The organism is Clostridia bacterium (genome assembly GCA_016887505.1).
Taxonomy (GTDB): Bacteria; Bacillota; TC1; order TC1; family UBA5767; genus UBA5767.
In genome coordinates, this window is the sequence record CP069393.1 from 647368 (window position 1) to 664941 (window position 17574).

A 17574-nucleotide genomic window follows, 5' to 3' on the forward strand; every position below is an offset into this window, starting at 1 on the left:
AAAGATGTCAGTATTAAAAGTAGTAACAATAGGTGATCCAATCTTGAGAGAGAAAGCAATTACTGTAAAGAACTTCAATAAAAACTTATCCAAATTGATTGATAATATGGTTGAAACAATGGCCGAATACGATGGAGTCGGTCTGGCCGCGCCCCAAATAGGGATTCCCAAGCGTGTCGTTGTGATCGATGTTGGTGATGGCTTAATAGAACTCATCAACCCAGAGATTATTGAAACCAAGGGAGAACAGATTGGGCAAGAAGGTTGCCTAAGTGTTCCTGGAAAATATGCAGAAGTAAGACGCTCCAAATATGCTAAGGTAAAAGCCCAAGACAGAACGGGTAAAGAATTTATAATTGATGGAGAAGATTTATTGGCGAGGGCCTTTCTTCATGAAGTTGACCATTTGAATGGAATCCTATTTGTCGATAAAATTGATAACTAGAAAGGCAGTAGGTGATGTAATGAGGATTGTATTCATGGGAACAGCGCCTTTTGCTATTCCTTGCTTGCAAGCGTTGGCTCAAGAAAATGACATAGAGGTACCCTTGGTTGTAACACAGCCAGATAAAGCAGTGGGACGGGGTCATAAGGTTCGTTATACCGCATTCAAACAGGCCGCCTTAGAACTGGAAATGCCAATCTATCAGCCTAATAGTGTTAAAGACGAGGAATCAATCGAATTTATCAAAAAATTGAAACCTGATTTTTTAGTTGTGGTGGCTTATGGACAAATTCTAAGTCAGAAGGTACTTGATCTTCCCAAGCTAGCCTGTATCAACGTGCACGGCAGTTTGCTTCCCAAATACCGCGGTGCAGCCCCCATACACTGGGCTGTGATTCACGGTGAAAAGGAGACGGGTGTCTGCACCATGCACATGGCCAAAACACTTGATGCGGGAGATATCATCTACTGCGACAGGACCGATATAGATCCAGAGGAAACGACAGGAGAGCTGTATGATCGCTTACAAGAAATGGGTGCGAATCTACTCGTAAAAACCCTAAAAGATATTGAAGCTGGCGTAGCACCTCGTATACCACAGGATGATCGTATATCCACCTATGCTCCTATGATATTCAAAAAAGACCGATATATTGATTGGAACCAAGCAGGGTTATGCATTCTTAATAAAATACGTGGCTTGTATCCAGCCCCTCGAGCAATTACCAAATACCAAGCAGAAGACTATATCATTTGTGAGGCTAAATTCCATTTAGAGGAGCCTGTTGGGAAATTGGACTCTACTATATTGGAGCCTGGCGTAATTGTAGGCATTTCACCTAAGCATGGATTATTTGTTCGTTGTAAGGATGGTTGGATAGAAATACTTCGTCTAAAGGCACCTGGTAAAAAAGAAATGGAAGCCAAAGCCTATTTGAATGGTGCAAAAATAAATTTGCATAGCAAATTTGAAAGTGAGGAAACATTATGACATTTTGGCAAATAAGTTTTTTTCTTATGATACCAGTCATGATTTTTGCTGGATATGCACAAAGAAAAATTAGTCGAACCTATAAACAGTATTCCCAAGTACCCGCTAGGCGTGGTATCTCTGGTGAGATGGTTGCTCGAAACCTCTTAACAGATAATGGCATAACAGATGTATCTATAGAAAGAACCAAAGGCAATCTAACAGATCATTATGATCCTAGAAACAAGGTACTTAGGCTTTCTACTGGCGTAGCGCAGGGACAGTCCATAGCAGCCATTGGTGTGGCTGCACATGAAATTGGACACGCAGTGCAACATAACCAGCGAAATTTCTTACTTGCTTTTAGAAATCGATTCGCTCCCATAGCCCAAATTGGTAGCAGTATGGCTATCCCTTTGGTGCTAGCTGGATATTTCATCGGCTTTATCGGACTGGCCAAATTTGGTGTCATACTCTTCGGTTTGGTGGTGTTTTTTCAATTGATTACGGTGCCTGTTGAAAAAGATGCTTCTAGACGGGCCTTGTTGATGCTCCAAAACGGCGGATATTTAGATGAGACAGAATTGGTTGGCGCTAAACGTGTCTTGGATGCCGCGGCTCTGACCTATATTGCTTCGCTGTTGGTAGCTATAGCACAATTGTTTAGACTGATGGCGCTTACTAGAGATGATTAAGGTGACGAAAATGAATCCAAGAAGAATTGCAATAAGTATTTTACTCCGTGTGGAAGAGGGCGCATATAGCCATATTGCCCTAAAAGAAGCCTTGCTAAAAAATGACTTGAGTTCTCTCGATAAAGCTTTTGTCACAGAATTGGTTTATGGAACGATTCGCAGACGGAACACACTAGATTTTATTATCAACAGTTTTTTACAAAAGAAAACGCAACGAGATGAAATTCGCTGTATTCTACGCATGGGTGTATACCAGTTGCGTTACATGCGAGTTCCACCCTCGGCCGCAGTAAATGAATCGGTCAAGCTCGTATCTGAGTTCCATCTTGAGAGTCAAAAGGGCTTTGTTAATGCGGTGCTTCGAAACATTGAGCGCAGTAAAGACAAGGACTTTTACGAAAAAGTCACAGATAAGACCAAAAGGATGGCACTTACGTATTCACATCCATCTTGGATTGTTGCACGCTACATCGAAAAATATGGTATTGAAAAAGCTGCCGAATTGTTAGATTACAACAATAAACCATCTAGAAATATTGCAAGAGTAAACATCATCAAGACTAGCATAGCCGATCTGATTGAACTTCTGGAAAAGGAAGGTATTGAAGCAGAACCGTACAAAATTCCGAATACCATTCGTTTGAAAGGGCAAGGTAAGATTTTGTCTAGTAATGCATACCGAAAGGGTCTTTTTATGATTCAGTCGCCATCTAGTGTGGCAGCAGCCCTGATGTTGGATGCTAGAGCTGGTGAAAGTGTGCTGGATACTTGTGCAGCACCAGGTGGAAAGAGTTTTGTTCTAGCACAGCAGATGGATAATCTAGGAGAAATTCTATCGACCGACATCCATCCTCACAAGATAGAACTGATGCAGAAGGGCTTTCAGTTTTTGGGTATCCAAAATGCTGAAGCAAAATGCCAAGACTGGGAAGAGTGGAATCCTGCTTTTGATCAGAGATATGACCGCGTATTGGTGGATGCACCCTGCAGCGGACTAGGTGTGCTTGGAAAAAGACCTGACTCTAGATGGAGAAAGAAAGCGAGCGATATTGAAGCTCTAGTGCAACTGCAACGCAAAATATTGAACAATGCAGTTTTGGCCGTAAAACCAGGTGGTTTACTAATGTATGCCACATGTACGTTAACGTATGAAGAAAATCAGGCACAGAGGGCATGGATTCTTGAGAACTTTACGGAATTTAAACCGGAACCGTTGCCATATATTTCTGAGGCATTTGCTTCTGACAAGAAGGCTCTTGAAAGAGGTGAATTGGAGATTACACCATTCATGCACGATATGGAAGGCTTCTATCTAACCTTGCTCAGAAAAGATACAAACTAAAAATCCGAAATAATTCGGATTTTTAGTTTGTTTGGCTAAGCTCATATTGTTACGTTAAAATATGAGGTGTAGTACGGAACCATCTAAGAGGATAAATAGTCCGAGCGCAGCTACATAGTAGGCAAAGGGTCTAAGTGAATGCTTCTGTAGAAGTTTGATCATAAAAGATATTGCCAGATACCCACTAAGTGCAGAAGCCAAGAAGCCTGCGAAGAGTTGGACAATGGAAATATTAATATTTCCTGACAACAGTGCGGGAACTTCCAATACATTGGCACCCAGGATTAAAATAATGGAATTCAGAAAAGATATTTCGGCTGCTATTTCTTTGTTTACATTCCGAAATAATCCGGCTGAAATTGTTGAACCAGACCTCGAAATACCAGGAAAGATGGCTAAACACTGCATCAAACCAATAAACAATATGTCTAGTACTCCAACATTGTCACGGGTTTTCCCCATATATCCAATGGTATTTTTGGACTCAGCCAAGCTACTTAGATATAAGACTACAGCAGTAAAGAGAAATGCAGGTCCTAAAAGATTTGCAGATGCATACACACTTTTAAAGAAATCTGAAAAAAGCACTCCGACGATACCGGCTGGAACAGCTGTAAGAAGAATCAACATGTTATAGCGGGAAAAGGGCTTTTTCAACATGGTGCGAATTCTTTTTTGGTAATAAAAAAGAACCGAAAAAAGGGTACCCAAGTGTAAGACAACGTCCAACGACAGTGCTGCTTCATTGATGCCGAACCACTGCTGAAAAATGATGAGATGGCCAGAACTGGATACCGGCAGGAATTCTGTAAGGCCTTGAATGACCCCCAGTAGGATAACTTTCAATAGTTCCATAGATGCCTCCTTGATTTCGTCTTTAACATTATATCAAAAGAGTTATATGGAAAGAAGGGGCTAATTACGTTATAATTTAGTCAATTGAGAAAAAGGAGCAAAATTTGTATGGCACAATGGTTTTCAAGGAATAAGAAATTGAAACCGGAGCAAGCGCTTGTATTCGGTTTCCTCATACTGATATTGGTCGGTTCTGCTTTGTTGTCTCTACCTATAGCGACTGCTTCGGGAGAATCTACTTCCTATCTAGATACTTTATTCACATCCACCTCAGCTGTTTGTGTAACTGGATTGGTGGTATATGACACAGGAACTCACTGGAGTGGCTTTGGTCAAGCATTGATTCTTTTGCTGATTCATATCGGCGGTTTAGGATTCATGACCTTTGGTGTACTATTTGCGATCTTGCTTGGGCGTAAAATAGGACTTCGTTCTAGGCTCTTATTACAAGAAGCCTTGAGCGAGTTTACCTTGCAAGGGGTCGTTAAGTTGGCAACCAGGGTACTGATGATAACCTTGGCCATTGAATTGTCTGCAACCTTTCTGCTGGCTTTGAAATTTGTGCCTGATTTAGGTTGGAAACAGGGCTTATGGGTTTCTTTCTTTCATGCTGTTTCCGCTTTTAATAATGCAGGTTTTGATATTTTCGGGTCAATCAATGGGCCTTTCAGTAGTATTACATCGTATATGAGTGATCCAATAGTCGTTCTAACACTTGCCTTGCTATTCATTGTAGGTGGTATTGGATTTACGGTCATGATTGATGTCGTCAAAAAGCATCGTTTCAGAGATCTTGTATTACATACTAAATTAGTATTGTATACGACAGCACTTCTCATACTAGTAGGTACGGTACTGATTTATTTGCTTGAGATTCACAATGCCCAAACTTTAGGGAGCATGAGCATCTCAACGGGGATAATGAATGCCTTCTTCCAAGCTGTGACACCTAGAACGGCTGGATTTAACAGTATTCCAATTTCGTCAATGACCATGGCCTCACAATTCATCATCATCATACTGATGTTTATTGGGGCTTCACCGGGTTCGACTGGTGGTGGTATAAAAACGACTACTTTTGCAACTATTTTGGCTGGAGCAACTACCATGCTAAGCCAAAGAAAAGATGTTGTTCTATATAACCGTAAGATACCTGAAGCGCAGATTAGTAAGGTGTTTTTGATTTTGGTGATATCTCTTGGTGTGATCTTGTTTAATACATTTCTTCTTTGTATTAGCGAACAAGCGGAATTTTTAGAGATATTCTTTGAAGTCGTTTCAGCGTTTGGAACGGTAGGGCTTTCTATGGGCATCACGACACACTTATCAAGCATGGGACGTGCCATTATTATTGTGACGATGTTTATTGGCAGATTAGGACCAGCTACCGTGGCTTTTGCTATTGCTAGGGATCGCAAAAAGACAGATATTGGTTTCCCTGAAGAAAAAATTATTTTAGGGTAGGAATATGGACAATAATCTATATGGATATAGTATTGAAGAATTGACAAGTTTAATGAAAAGAGAAAATCTGCCACGTTTTCGAGCCAAGCAGATATTCAATTGGATACAAATAAACCATGCTTCCAGTTTTACAGAAATGACGAATATTCCCAAAACAATTGCTACTAGGTTGGAGGATGCAGGTTATTCTTGTACATTGCCAACTGTACTACAAAAAAGCATCTCTGATGACCAGATGACCATTAAATGCTTGCTTGAATTAGAGGATGGGCAACAGATTGAAACAGTACTTATGCGTTACCACAGAAGTAGTGCGCGTAATAGAAATACAGTATGTGTGAGCTCTCAAGCAGGCTGTGCTATGGGGTGTCCATTTTGTGCTACTGGAAATGCTGGATTTAAGAGGAATCTGAGTACTGCGGAAATCGTAGGGCAAATTGCACTTATGAACAAATTGCTACAAGAATTAGAAGCAGAAGAGAACGTTACAAATGTAGTATATATGGGTATGGGTGAGCCACTCAACAATTATGAACAAGTGGTCCGTTCCATCCGTTTATTAAATGAAGACCAAGGTCTTAATATCGGGATGCGTAGAATCACTGTTTCAACTTGTGGACTAGTGCCACAAATTTTAAGACTAGCAGAGGAAGGCATGCAAGTTACCTTGGCTGTTTCATTGCATGCGACAACAAATGCGAAACGAGACATATTGGTTCCTGTGAACAAAAAGTACCCATTAGAAGTGCTTTTAAAGACTTGTGAGAGATATTATGAGACAACTAAGCGAAAACTTACCTTTGAATATACTCTTATTGAAGGAGAAAACGACAGTGAACAAGATGCAAGGAATTTGAAAAGCCTACTAAGGAACTTACATTGTAATATCAATGTCATTCCTCTAAATGTAGTAAGTCATGCCGACTACAAAAGGTCTCATTTCGCTCAGCATTTTGCAAAACGCTTAAATGACATGAATCTAGAAGCATTTATCAGGGAAGAAATGGGTCTAGGTATAGACGCAGCCTGTGGTCAATTAAAAGGCAACGGAGGAAAATGAATGAATATTCAGGTATTCAGCAAGACGGGTTCTGTACGCCTACACAATGAAGATAGCTACGCATATGATAAGGAAAAGAAAATTTTTGTAATTGCAGATGGTATGGGTGGGCATAAAAAGGGAGAAATCGCCTCCTCGATGGCGGTTAAAACCGTAATGCAAGAGCTCACCAGTAAAGATCCAAAAGAGATCATAGAAGCAATTGAAGAATCGATGCTTACCGCTAATCAGGCAGTATATGCACATGCGATAACACATCCGGACCACAAAGGCATGGGCACGACCTTGACCGTGGTCCATTTTGTTGCTAATAAGCTGTATTGGGGCCATGTGGGAGACAGTAGAATATATTTATTCCACGATGATAAATTGACTCAACTAACGAAGGACCATACCATGGTAGAAGAGTTGGTAGAAATTGGAACCATTTCTAGTGAGCAAGCAAAGAATCATCCGAAAAAAAATGTGCTCGTAAAAGCCTTAGGAACACAAAAGGAAGTAGAAGTGGATACTGGATGTGCAGAGGTTGCAATGGGAAACATCATCGTTATGATGACAGATGGTGTCTATGAATATATTGAGGAAGATATGATGGCTGCACTTTTAAAAGAGGAGCCACTACTCCAAGTAGAAAAAAGAATTGATGAAATTATCTGTGAGGGTGGAGCAAAGGATAATTATACACTACTTATGGTCGGACTAAATTAGGTGATAAGATGAATTTAATTGGAAAAGTTTTTTCAAAAAGATATGAGGTAAAGAAACGCATAGGAGCAGGCGGTATGTCTATCGTCTATCTAGCGGAAGACATTTTGCTAAATCGGTCTGTTGCGGTAAAAATTTTACGTGACCAATATGCTGATGATGATCGGAACATCCGTTTCTTCCAAAATGAAGCTAGATCCATTGCGGCTCTTTCCCATCCCAACATCGTGAAGATATATGATATTGGTAAGGAAGATCAATACTATTTTATTGTGATGGAATATCTTGAAGGAGAAACCCTCAAAGAAGTAATACAAGATAAAGCTCCGATGAATCCTATTGAGGCCATCAACCTTATCCGAAGCATACTTAAGGCTCTGGAGCATTCCCATAAGAAGGGGATTATTCATCGTGACATCAAACCACATAACATAATGCTGGACAAAGCACATAAAGTTAAAGTGACAGATTTTGGAATAGCGAGAAATGCGGGAGCATCTACCGTTACTTATTCAGGACAGATGGTAGGCTCCGTTTACTATATTTCTCCAGAACAAGCCAAGGGGGAAAGAACTACCTTCGCAACAGACATCTATTCTACTGGTGCTATGCTTTACGAGATGCTTACGGGAAAGGTTCCATTTACTGGAAGTAATCCAGTTAGTATTGCTTTATCACATGTTGAAAAGCAGGCAAGACCTATGAGCGATTTTAATAAAAAGGTCCCAGAGTGCCTTGAAGAAATCGTCGAAACAGCTATGATGAAAAATCCGAAAGACCGTTATTCTTCAGCTATGGAAATGGCTAGGGCACTAACACAAGCAAAAATGCTCATTGAAAGTGGAAAAGCTAAAGTTCGAAAAGAACGAATAAAAATTGGAAAATGGAAATGGCTAGGTGTGCTAGCCGGGTTATTTGCAATTCTAATTCCAATATCTATGGCTGTAGCCAATTATTTTGCTCCAGTTGCTGTACCCGATGTCGTAGGGAAACCGCGTACTGAAGCAGAAAGCATTCTTACCGATGCAGGATTTGCTTTTAAAATCGATCGTACTATAGTTACCACTGATTTTGAAGCCGATATCGTTATGCATCAGGACCCCAAAGCCGACCAAAAAGTAAAAACATCTAGAACGATTCTTTTAACCCTGAGTGAGCAACCGGAACTGTTCATTGTTCCAGATGTTGTCGGAAAAATGGAACGGATTGCTACTGTTGCAATAGAAAATGCAAGATTGAAAACTGTTATTGTACACGACTATTCTTCAGATATAACCATACCCGTAGGGGCTGTCATTAAGCAGGAACCGCAGGCAGGCTCAAAATTATTAGAAGATTCAGAAATAGTACTAACCATCAGTGATGGGATAAAACCAGGACTGATAACCATGGAGGATTTAAAAGGCAAAACTTTTGCGGAAGCAGAAGATTACTTGAAAACAAATAACCTGAAGATGGGTGAAATAAGCTACGAGAGTTCACCGTTATATTTTCTTGGAACAGTCATGGATCAAAGTGTCGTTGCAAAAACTGAGATTCCATCCGGTACGACAGTAAATATTGTCATTTCTAGAGGTCCTGGCATAGAAGTGCAGGAAAAGGAAATATCCTTCACACTACCAGGAATCAAAATGAGTGAGGTTACGATTGTTGTAACCGATTTAAGCGGTACGCATGAAGAATATCGTGACAATCATAATGGTGGTGAACCTTTACAGTTGACCATAAAGCATTGGGGTGAAGGAAGCGCAAGTGTTTACCAGGACGACCAGCTTATTATGACGGTGGACCTGCCATAGGAGGAAACAGATTTGCAACAAGGTGTCATATTACGAGGTTATAGTGGTTTCTATTACGTGAAGCTTGAGGACCGGGTGATGGAATGCTCTTTACGCGGTCGCACAAAGAAGAAAACAAAGAGCTTTTATCCTGGGGACGTAGTTTGGATAAGTATAGAAAATGAGAAACAAGGTGTTATTGAAAAAGCAGAGCCTCGAAAAACGCTTCTTTTAAGGCCGCCAGTAGCCAATGTAAGTCTTTTGGTAATCGTGATGTCACTAAGTTACCCTGAGGCAGAACTTACCTTATTAGACCGTCTTCTGGTTCTTGCTGAGCATGCTGGAATACGTCCGCTAATTGTGCTAAGTAAGTTAGATATTGCAAACCAAGCCAGAGCTGAAGAAATTATGGCTGATTACCGTTCTACTGGGTATACCTTCATCGCAACTAGCATCACAGACCTGGTCGGTATGGATGAATTGATGAATGAATTGGTCGGCGAGACTACCGTGTTTGCTGGTCAATCCGGTGCAGGTAAAACCAGTTTAATGAACCTATTATTACCCGAAATGCATCTAAAAACGGGTACACTTGGTGATAAGAGTAAACGAGGAAAACATACAACGAGACATATTGAACTGTTTGACTATAAAGGTGGATATTTAGTAGACACACCCGGTTTTAATCGACTTTATGTTCCTGAGATGGAAGAAAGCCAATTGCCACATTGTTTTCCGGAATTTAGTCCATATTTGAATCGATGCAGATTTGCCACATGCCTGCATTACAAAGAACCCGATTGTTGCGTAAAAGATCATGTGAATGAAAGAGACATAAGCACAAGAAGATATCAAAATTATCTTCAATTTTTAGAAGAAATCAAAAATAAGGAGAAACGATATAATGATTAAGATTGGACCTTCTTTATTGGCTGCGGATTTTCGTAAGCTAGCTGAAGATATTAGACGTGTGGAACTAGGAAAAGCAGATTATTTGCATCTCGATATTATGGATGGGCATTTTGTTCCCAATATTAGCTATGGTCCCGATGTAGTTAAACAACTCCGCCAGGACTCAGCGCTTTATTTTGATGTTCACCTTATGATTGAAAACCCAGATTTATATCTACAAAATTTCAAGGATGCTGGAGCAAACCTTATTACGGTCCATCAAGAAGCGTGTGTGCATTTACACCGCACAATCCAGTGCATCAAGGAAATGGGACTAGATGCCGGAGTCGCGCTAAATCCAGCCACACCAGTATCTGTACTGGAAGAAATCATCAATGATTTAGACTTAGTACTCATTATGAGTGTCAATCCCGGATTTGGCGGACAAAAATTTATACCTAGGTCTGTGGAAAAAATTAAAAAGTTGAAGCAATTGATTGATCAAAGCGGCTCAAAGGCCAAAATACAAGTGGATGGTGGGGTCAATATTGAAACAGCCAGCTTAGTAGCTGAAGCAGGGGCAACCTATTTGGTTGCTGGATCCGCAATATATAAGCAGGATGATGTACAAAAAGCAATTTCAGATATTCGCTCTTCGGCAGAACGTGCTATTGATTGATTTATGATGATGTTGTGATATACTAAGAGAAATTAAATATTTCGGGGATAGGTGTAATTCCTTACCGGCGGTATAGCCCGCGAGCCTTCTTGGTTGATTCGGTTTGATTCCGAAGCCGACAGTTATAGTCTGGATGATAGAAAAATTGAATGATTCCCTGCCTTGCAGGGTTCTTTTTTTTCTCACCCGAAAAAAAAGGAGGAAATATGAACAGTACTAGTAAAACACGAAAAATGATTCAAATCACAATGTTAGCGGTTATATCTTTCCTATTGGTCTACTTTGTAGAATTTCCTTTGTTGGCAGCAGCTCCTTACCTTAAATACGATCCGAGCCAAGTACCAACTTTAATTGCATCCTTTGCCTTCGGGCCCATGGCCGGCTTGATTGCTGAAGTCATAAAATCCTTTTTGTTTTTCATATCAGGAAAATCAACTTCTGGAATCGTAGGAGTATCGGCTGCACTTGTAGCAGGCGCATCCTTCACCATGGCTGCAGGCCTAGTCTATAAGTTCAAAAAAACTAGAAAGGGAGCCTTGCTTGCCCTGATTATCGGAACGTTGGTAATGACGGTTGCCATGGCCATAGGGAATAAATATATATTTTTACCTTTATGGGGAATACCACAGCAGGGTATAAACGGTCTCGTGAAAACTGTTATTCTTCCTTTTAACTTAATCAAAGGCTTAATTACATCAATCATAACCTTTATGTTGTATAAGAGGATTCATAAAATTTTGGGATAAAAGAAAGCGGCTTTCCTAAAGGAAAGTCGTTTTTTCTTGAAAAGCCTTTTTCTTAAAGATATTTTGTGATAGCTTTACTATGGTTGCAAGCAATTGAAAAATAAAGAGGGTAAACATAATATGACAGAAATATACTTAATAAGACATGGGCAAACTACTTGGAACAATGAACGTCGTTTTCAAGGTCATACAGATATTGAGTTAGATAAAGAAGGAATTGCACAAGCAAACCGCTTAAAGGAAAGATTACGTGATGTGCATTTTGATGCTTTCTATTCAAGCGATTTAATCCGTGCAAACAAAACGGCTAACATCGTAGCCCAAGATAGAGGGATGCCTGTACATATTTTAAAAGAAGTTAAAGAAATAAAATTTGGTGAGTGGGAAGGTAAAAAATTTTCCGAAGTAATGGGTGGAGAACAGAATTTCAAAAAATGGCACGATGATTCCTCACTAAAGATGGTACCTGGGGGAGAAAGAGCAGAAGAAGTCCTAAACCGAGTAGAGGGTGCCATACAGCACATTTTAAGAGTACATCCAAAAGAGCGGGTTGCTGTATTTAGCCATGGAGGACCTATCCGCTATATGCTAATCAGCTGTTTGAAAATGCCGATTGAAATGTGTTGGAAAATTGATATAGGCAACACATCCATCAGTGTAATGCGCTGGGAAAACAATAACTTTCACTTACACTGCATAAATGATTGTGCACATTTGTAATAAGGGGTTTAAATTTGGTAGCTGAGTGGTTATAATTATTTAGTATGGCGAGGTAACGATGAGAATTATTGCAGGAAAAAAAAGGGGTTTAAAACTCCAAGCACCGAAGGGGATGAACACGCGACCTACAACGGATCGGGTCAAGGAGAACTTGTTTAATATCCTACAGAATGAAGTCAGTGGAAAAAAGGTTTTGGACCTGTTTGCAGGTACAGGAGCCTTGGGTATAGAGGCTATGAGTCGAGGTGCAGAAAACGCTGTCTTTGTTGAGAGAGACCGCCAAACATTCGTCCAATTATGTGAAAATTTGCATAAAGTCGAAGATTTGTGTTGTCTAGACGCAATACAAAAGGACTCATTTTCCTTTTTAAACGATTGTAAAAAGCAGTTTGATTTGGTTTTTTTGGATCCACCGTATAAAAAAGGCTTGGCTGTACGTGCTACTGAAATTCTTATTCAACGAGAACTCCTCATAGCTGGTGGACTCATTGTGCTAGAAACGAATCAGGGTGAAGAGTTGTTTTCAGAAAATGAATTGTCTAGACTAGGACTAGGAATTAGAAAAAGTGTACGCTATGGCAATACCTGCATAACAATTTTAGAAAAGATTTAACAAAGGGCTTTTAATGGCCTTCTTAAATAAGGATCGAATAAAGAAAATACCTTTAGGAGGAAAAGCATGGATGCATTGGCTTTGTTAGAACAAATTGAGGACATCATCAATAACGCAAATCGTAGTTTTTCTGGGACTGCTATCAAGATAAACAGTCTAGAAATGCAAGGTCTGATTGAAGATTTGCGACAAGCGTTGATTGAAGAAGTACGGCAAGCAAAAAAAATCATTCAAGATAAGGACAATATTTTAAGTGAAGCTCAACAAGAGGCCTCATCCATTATGGAAGAGGTTGAAGAAAATATCAGTACTTTGATTGATGAGAATAAAATTGTTGATGAAGCAAATAAAGAGGCTGAACGAGTACTGGCGGAAGCAACGGAAAAAGCGGAAAAAATCAGTTCTGGTGCCAAAGATTACGCAGATGGTGTATTGGCTAACCTTCAAGGACATCTAAAACAGACTTTGGAGACGGTAGAACGAGGCCGAACTCAATTGCGTGAGCATGATGAATAGGATAGATAATTCTTTTACTAAAGAAATAATATATTCACTGGGAGGAAAGTAATGAAAATATTAGTATTAAACTGTGGTAGCTCGTCTATCAAGTATCAATTGCTGGACATGGATAACGAGAAAGCAATTGCCAAGGGCTTGGTGGAACGAATTGGTTTGGATGGTTCCAAATTAACCCACAAAGCAAATAAGGAAAAATATGTAATTGAGCAACCAATTGCAGAACATGTAACTGGTATTCAATTGATTCTTAAGGCTTTAACCGACAAGGATATGGGTGTCATCACCACAATTGAAGAAATCAAGGCGGTAGGACACAGAACTACTCATGGTGGTGAAAAATTCAGCGAGTCCGTTAAGGTTGACGATGCTGTCTTACATTCTCTAGATGAACTTAGTGAATTGGCACCATTACACAATCCACCTCAAATCAAAGGCATCAAAGCAATCCAAGAAGTGTTGCCTAATGTTCCAAACGTGAGCGTTTTCGATACGGCTTTCCACAGCAGTATGCCTCCAGAGGCTTATATGTATGCCATACCGTATAAATACTACACGGACTTTGGCATTCGCCGCTATGGCTTCCATGGACATTCTCACCAGTATGTTTCTAAAAGAGCTGCAGAAATGTTGGGAAAAGATATAAAAGATCTGAAAATCATTACCTGTCATTTGGGCAATGGCGCTAGTTTAGCAGCTGTGAAAAATGGTGTATCCATAGATACTTCCATGGGTTTCACACCCCTACCTGGTTTGGTAATGGGTACTAGATGTGGCGATATTGATCCAGCCATCATTTTTTATCTAAGCAATAAGGAAAACATCGATTGTCAAGAATTGGATTCCATACTTAATAAAGAAAGCGGTGCATTAGGCTTATCTGGCATTTCTAGCGATTTCCGGGACTTGGAAGAAGCCTCTAGCGAAGGAAATCAGCGTGCGAAAATGACATTGGATATTTTCCATTACAGAATTAAAGGCTATATTGGAAAGTATGTTGCTGCCATGAATGGTGTTGATGCAATCGTATTTACAGCTGGAATTGGTGAAAACTCAGTACATACTCGTTCGGAAGCCTTAAAGGATTTGGATTTCTTAGGTATCAAAATTGATCCAGAGAAAAACAAGACGCGTGGAGAAGAAAAAATTATTTCTGCAGATGATTCTAAAGTGAAAGTTATGGTCATTCCTACCAATGAGGAATTGGTTATTGCACGTGAAACACTACGAATCGTAGAATAGGACTTGTCAAATGTCGTGAGCTTCGCTATAATGTTTGAGGCAAGCTGAAATGGTAGGGTAAATCATGGAATTGGATATTTCGAAAATCAGGAGTAAATCCGGGAGTGAAAAATCCATCGATTTTATTCAACCGGTGGAAGACATTGCAGAAAAAAAGATTCATTTTCTGCAACCAGTTCATTTCAAGGGCAAAATTCGGAATTTAGACGGCACATTGTATTTGGACGGTGAGGCGGATATTCTAATAGAACGTGTGTGTGACCGTTGTCTATGCGCTTACAAACAGTCTCTAACAATCCGAATTGAAGAAAACTTCTGCCCGGAGAACAAAATAATTGATGACATTGATTTCTTAAAGACGTATAATGGAAATCAGTTGGTATTGGACAGAAGCATACAAGATTGCGTTTTGTTGAATACAAACATGAATTCAATCTGCAAAGAGGACTGTAAAGGTATATGTCCTACGTGTGGAAAGGATTTAAATGAGGGTCCATGTTCCTGTGAAAAGGATACGATTGACCCAAGGATGGAAATACTAAAAAACCTCGTTTCAGAGGAATAGAGAGGAGGCATGGTGATGGGAGTACAAAAGAGAAGACATTCTAAAGCAAGAAAAAATAAGAGGCGTTCAATCTGGGCTCAACTGACGGCGCCAAACCTGTCGGAATGTCCACAGTGCCACGAGCTAAGAAAACCGCACAGAGCATGTCCATCTTGTGGATATTATAATGGAAAAAAAGTTGTAGAAGTTGAGACAAAGAAAAACTAGGGACGTTAAACATAAGAACCGCTATTTGCGGTTCTTTTTTCTTGAAAGATACTATTTCTTACGATAAACTCATTATAGACATGAGGAGGATGAATGATGAAGATAGCGTTAGACGCATTTGGTGGCGATTTTGCTCCGTCTGAGATTGTTAAAGGAGCCGTGTTAGCTGCTAACCAGAATACATTTATCTATTTGGTAGGTGATGAAACCAAGCTGAAGAAAGAACTTTCTAGTTACGAAGCAAACCCTTACATAGAAATTGTGCATGCTTCACAAAACATATCTATGGAAGAGGAACCTGCCAAAGCAGTAAGACAAAAAAGAGATTCTTCCATCGTGGTTGCCGCCAAATTAGTAGGCGACAAGAAGGCAGATGCACTTGTATCTGCAGGAAGTACTGGAGCACAGCTAGCAGCATCGATATTCTATATCGGGAGAATTAAAGGCGTTAAGCGACCAGCCATCTGTATTAACTATCCCACACGAAAAGGGATGAAATTAATTACAGACGCGGGCGCGAATCCAATGGCAAATGCTGAACAAATTGAGCAGTTCGCAGTCATGGGATCTATTTATGCCAAAAAGGTTTTACACGTTGATAATCCTAGTGTTGCCTTGATCAACAATGGAACTGAAGATAAAAAAGGTACCGACACTACAAAAGAAGCTTTTGAGAGAATGAAAACCAATGAGAACTTAAATTTTATTGGAAACATAGAAGGTAAAGATATACCGTTGGGCGAAGTTGACGTTATGGTTTGCGATGGCTTTACCGGCAATATTGTCCTTAAGCTGTCTGAAGGTCTATCGAAGACCCTGTTTTCTTTGATTAAAGAAAGTCTACTTTCTAAGTGGTATCGGAAAATTGGTGCCATGCTTATTAAAGGTGGCCTAGTAAATATTAAGAAGAGCTTAGATTCAACAGAATACGGTGGAGCACCTTTGCTTGGAGTAGATGGAGTCAGCATTATATGCCACGGCTCTTCAAATGCCAAAGCAATTGTGAGCGCTATCAATGCAACACACGCAGCTGTAGAGGCTGGGTATGTAGACGAGATGAAAGAACAGTTTAAGAATTAATGGAGGAGTTATGAAAACTAGCGAAAAAATTATTTCTATTGCAACGGAACAGTTGGAAGTTGACTTTTCAGAAATGCCATTAGATACTGACCTCACATCATTGGATGTGGATTCACTAGATTTAGTGGAATTAATTATGGCAATTGAGCAGGAGTTTGAAATTGAGATTTCTGATGAGGAAATAGAAGAGATAACCAGTTTAGAAGCTGCTATCAATCTAGTAGAAGGCAAAATCAAAGAATAAGGTCGACCCGTAGTCTCGGCTACGGGTTCATTATTATGGGGGGAAAATGAAAGACGTAAAAGAAAAGATATGGGCTGAACTGATGCAGCAAATTGGACTATCTGAACCAAGTGTAGAAATCAGTCAAGCATTTGTGCATCCCACATATGCGCTAGAAACAGGCGATATCAGGCATGACAATCAACGACTTGAGTTTCTCGGAGATGCTGTTTTAGGTCTCATTGTAGGAGAAATGCTTTATAGAGACCATCCAGAAATGAAAGAAGGCGAGCTATCTAGTATTCGCAGTGTGGCAGTATCTGAGGCAACACTGTCGAATCTCGCACGTCAGCTATCCTTTCCAGAGCTTATGCTTCTAGGTAAAGGTGAAGAACGTTCAGGTGGACGATACAGATCGTCGACGCTAGCAGATGCCTTTGAAGCCTTTCTTGGAGGCATATATGTATCGGCTGGATTTGCATCAGCAAAAGATTTTCTTTCACCCCTCATGCAACCGGTTCTAGAAGAAATTATCACTACTGGTTATAAAGACCCCAAAACAACTTTGCAAGAAATAGTCCAAAGCAAGTACAAGAAAAACATATCGTATCGGCTTTTGGATGAACGTGGACCGGACCATGATAAAGAGTTTACCTGCGGTGTCGTATGGGATGAAGAAATTATTGCCCTGGGTAGAGGAAAAAGCAAAAAAGAAGCACAGAGGCAGGCAGCTATGGTGGCCATCGAGTATTTCAATAGTCAAGTGTAGGAGAAAGAT

The 17574-nt window shown here is 40.0% G+C and carries 21 protein-coding genes and 1 riboswitch; of the genes, 20 read left to right on the top strand and 1 reads right to left on the bottom strand.

Annotated elements, in window-relative coordinates; translation table 11 throughout:
- Nucleotides 1–4: 4 nt before the first annotated feature.
- Genes def through rsmB form a run of 4 tightly spaced genes read left to right on the top strand, consistent with a single transcriptional unit; the run spans nt 5 to nt 3452 of the window.
- Entirely contained in the window at nt 5–445 is a 441-nt protein-coding gene (def, locus tag JR334_03155) for a peptide deformylase (protein ID QRN86236.1), read from the top strand.
- Nucleotides 435–1436 (top strand): methionyl-tRNA formyltransferase, encoded by a 1002-nt coding sequence (locus tag JR334_03160; protein QRN86237.1) that lies wholly within the window; start codon nt 435–437, stop codon nt 1434–1436. The genes def and JR334_03160 overlap by 11 nt, the downstream gene beginning before the upstream one ends.
- Nucleotides 1433–2110 (top strand): zinc metallopeptidase, encoded by a 678-nt coding sequence (locus tag JR334_03165; protein ID QRN86238.1) that lies wholly within the window; start codon nt 1433–1435, stop codon nt 2108–2110. The genes JR334_03160 and JR334_03165 overlap by 4 nt, the downstream gene beginning before the upstream one ends.
- A gap of 10 nt (nt 2111–2120) precedes the next feature.
- On the top strand, nt 2121–3452 hold the full coding sequence (gene rsmB, locus JR334_03170; GenBank protein ID QRN86239.1) for a 16S rRNA (cytosine(967)-C(5))-methyltransferase RsmB: 1332 nt from the start codon (nt 2121–2123) through the stop codon (nt 3450–3452).
- A 54-nt stretch (nt 3453–3506) separates the two neighbouring features.
- Here rsmB and JR334_03175 read toward each other — a convergent pair whose 3' ends face one another.
- Nucleotides 3507–4307, bottom strand: a complete 801-nt coding sequence (locus tag JR334_03175; protein QRN86240.1) for an undecaprenyl-diphosphate phosphatase — start codon at nt 4305–4307, stop codon at nt 3507–3509.
- A gap of 108 nt (nt 4308–4415) precedes the next feature.
- On the opposite strand from JR334_03175, the gene JR334_03180 reads away from it, so the two are divergent.
- The 16 genes from JR334_03180 (at nt 4416) to rnc (ending at nt 17565) form a co-directional block, all read left to right on the top strand.
- Nucleotides 4416–5771: a Trk family potassium uptake protein gene (locus tag JR334_03180; GenBank protein ID QRN86241.1), complete on the top strand. Its 1356-nt coding sequence runs from the start codon at nt 4416–4418 to the stop codon at nt 5769–5771.
- Nucleotides 5772–5775: 4 nt separating this feature from the next.
- On the top strand, nt 5776–6831 hold the full coding sequence (gene rlmN, locus JR334_03185; protein QRN86242.1) for a 23S rRNA (adenine(2503)-C(2))-methyltransferase RlmN: 1056 nt from the start codon (nt 5776–5778) through the stop codon (nt 6829–6831).
- Nucleotides 6832–7539 (top strand): Stp1/IreP family PP2C-type Ser/Thr phosphatase, encoded by a 708-nt coding sequence (locus tag JR334_03190; protein QRN86243.1) that lies wholly within the window; start codon nt 6832–6834, stop codon nt 7537–7539. It abuts the gene before it with no gap.
- Nucleotides 7540–7547: 8 nt separating this feature from the next.
- Nucleotides 7548–9335, top strand: a complete 1788-nt coding sequence (locus JR334_03195; GenBank protein ID QRN86244.1) for a protein kinase — start codon at nt 7548–7550, stop codon at nt 9333–9335.
- A gap of 12 nt (nt 9336–9347) precedes the next feature.
- Nucleotides 9348–10226 carry a ribosome small subunit-dependent GTPase A gene (gene rsgA / locus JR334_03200; GenBank protein QRN86245.1) on the top strand — a complete coding sequence of 293 codons (879 nt, stop codon included), beginning with the start codon at nt 9348–9350 and terminating at the stop codon, nt 10224–10226.
- Nucleotides 10219–10884, top strand: a complete 666-nt coding sequence (locus tag JR334_03205; GenBank protein ID QRN86246.1) for a ribulose-phosphate 3-epimerase — start codon at nt 10219–10221, stop codon at nt 10882–10884. Before rsgA ends, JR334_03205 begins: the two co-directional genes overlap by 8 nt.
- A 33-nt stretch (nt 10885–10917) precedes the next feature.
- Nucleotides 10918–11033, top strand: a riboswitch (FMN riboswitch).
- Between the two features lie 57 nt (nt 11034–11090).
- Nucleotides 11091–11630 carry an ECF transporter S component gene (locus JR334_03210; GenBank protein QRN86247.1) on the top strand — a complete coding sequence of 180 codons (540 nt, stop codon included), beginning with the start codon at nt 11091–11093 and terminating at the stop codon, nt 11628–11630.
- A 93-nt stretch (nt 11631–11723) separates the two neighbouring features.
- The gene (gene cobC / locus JR334_03215; GenBank protein QRN86248.1) at nt 11724–12350 is read left to right on the top strand and encodes an alpha-ribazole phosphatase; all 627 of its coding nucleotides are present in this window, start codon (nt 11724–11726) and stop codon (nt 12348–12350) included.
- Nucleotides 12351–12408: 58 nt separating this feature from the next.
- Nucleotides 12409–12963 carry a 16S rRNA (guanine(966)-N(2))-methyltransferase RsmD gene (gene rsmD / locus JR334_03220; GenBank protein QRN86249.1) on the top strand — a complete coding sequence of 185 codons (555 nt, stop codon included), beginning with the start codon at nt 12409–12411 and terminating at the stop codon, nt 12961–12963.
- A gap of 66 nt (nt 12964–13029) precedes the next feature.
- Nucleotides 13030–13479, top strand: a complete 450-nt coding sequence (locus tag JR334_03225) for a hypothetical protein (GenBank protein QRN86250.1) — start codon at nt 13030–13032, stop codon at nt 13477–13479.
- A 51-nt stretch (nt 13480–13530) separates the two neighbouring features.
- Nucleotides 13531–14721 carry an acetate kinase gene (locus JR334_03230; GenBank protein QRN86251.1) on the top strand — a complete coding sequence of 397 codons (1191 nt, stop codon included), beginning with the start codon at nt 13531–13533 and terminating at the stop codon, nt 14719–14721.
- Nucleotides 14722–14785: 64 nt separating this feature from the next.
- Nucleotides 14786–15286 (top strand): DUF177 domain-containing protein, encoded by a 501-nt coding sequence (locus JR334_03235; protein ID QRN86252.1) that lies wholly within the window; start codon nt 14786–14788, stop codon nt 15284–15286.
- 15 nt (nt 15287–15301) lie between these two features.
- Nucleotides 15302–15493 (top strand): 50S ribosomal protein L32, encoded by a 192-nt coding sequence (gene rpmF, locus JR334_03240; protein ID QRN86253.1) that lies wholly within the window; start codon nt 15302–15304, stop codon nt 15491–15493.
- A 96-nt stretch (nt 15494–15589) separates the two neighbouring features.
- A complete protein-coding gene (gene plsX / locus JR334_03245; protein QRN86844.1) occupies nt 15590–16573 on the top strand; it encodes a phosphate acyltransferase PlsX in 984 nt (327 codons plus the stop codon).
- A gap of 10 nt (nt 16574–16583) precedes the next feature.
- Nucleotides 16584–16817 carry an acyl carrier protein gene (locus JR334_03250; GenBank protein QRN86254.1) on the top strand — a complete coding sequence of 78 codons (234 nt, stop codon included), beginning with the start codon at nt 16584–16586 and terminating at the stop codon, nt 16815–16817.
- Nucleotides 16818–16863: 46 nt separating this feature from the next.
- Nucleotides 16864–17565 (top strand): ribonuclease III, encoded by a 702-nt coding sequence (gene rnc / locus JR334_03255; protein QRN86255.1) that lies wholly within the window; start codon nt 16864–16866, stop codon nt 17563–17565.
- The last annotated feature ends 9 nt before the right edge of the window (nt 17566–17574 follow it).

What these genes read in the sequence shown, in the direction of transcription:
- def (QRN86236.1), top strand. Translation starts at nt 5, where the DNA reads ATGTCAGTATTAAAAGTAGTAACAATAGGTGATCCAATCTTGAGAGAG.
- JR334_03165 (QRN86238.1), top strand. Translation starts at nt 1,433, where the DNA reads ATGACATTTTGGCAAATAAGTTTTTTTCTTATGATACCAGTCATGATT.
- rsmB (QRN86239.1), top strand. Translation starts at nt 2,121, where the DNA reads ATGAATCCAAGAAGAATTGCAATAAGTATTTTACTCCGTGTGGAAGAG.
- JR334_03175 (QRN86240.1), bottom strand. Translation starts at nt 4,307, where the DNA reads ATGGAACTATTGAAAGTTATCCTACTGGGGGTCATTCAAGGCCTTACA.
- JR334_03180 (QRN86241.1), top strand. Translation starts at nt 4,416, where the DNA reads ATGGCACAATGGTTTTCAAGGAATAAGAAATTGAAACCGGAGCAAGCG.
- rlmN (QRN86242.1), top strand. Translation starts at nt 5,776, where the DNA reads ATGGACAATAATCTATATGGATATAGTATTGAAGAATTGACAAGTTTA.
- JR334_03190 (QRN86243.1), top strand. Translation starts at nt 6,832, where the DNA reads ATGAATATTCAGGTATTCAGCAAGACGGGTTCTGTACGCCTACACAAT.
- JR334_03195 (QRN86244.1), top strand. Translation starts at nt 7,548, where the DNA reads ATGAATTTAATTGGAAAAGTTTTTTCAAAAAGATATGAGGTAAAGAAA.
- JR334_03205 (QRN86246.1), top strand. Translation starts at nt 10,219, where the DNA reads ATGATTAAGATTGGACCTTCTTTATTGGCTGCGGATTTTCGTAAGCTA.
- JR334_03210 (QRN86247.1), top strand. Translation starts at nt 11,091, where the DNA reads ATGAACAGTACTAGTAAAACACGAAAAATGATTCAAATCACAATGTTA.
- rsmD (QRN86249.1), top strand. Translation starts at nt 12,409, where the DNA reads ATGAGAATTATTGCAGGAAAAAAAAGGGGTTTAAAACTCCAAGCACCG.
- JR334_03225 (QRN86250.1), top strand. Translation starts at nt 13,030, where the DNA reads ATGGATGCATTGGCTTTGTTAGAACAAATTGAGGACATCATCAATAAC.
- JR334_03230 (QRN86251.1), top strand. Translation starts at nt 13,531, where the DNA reads ATGAAAATATTAGTATTAAACTGTGGTAGCTCGTCTATCAAGTATCAA.
- JR334_03235 (QRN86252.1), top strand. Translation starts at nt 14,786, where the DNA reads ATGGAATTGGATATTTCGAAAATCAGGAGTAAATCCGGGAGTGAAAAA.
- rpmF (QRN86253.1), top strand. Translation starts at nt 15,302, where the DNA reads ATGGGAGTACAAAAGAGAAGACATTCTAAAGCAAGAAAAAATAAGAGG.
- plsX (QRN86844.1), top strand. Translation starts at nt 15,590, where the DNA reads ATGAAGATAGCGTTAGACGCATTTGGTGGCGATTTTGCTCCGTCTGAG.
- JR334_03250 (QRN86254.1), top strand. Translation starts at nt 16,584, where the DNA reads ATGAAAACTAGCGAAAAAATTATTTCTATTGCAACGGAACAGTTGGAA.
- rnc (QRN86255.1), top strand. Translation starts at nt 16,864, where the DNA reads ATGAAAGACGTAAAAGAAAAGATATGGGCTGAACTGATGCAGCAAATT.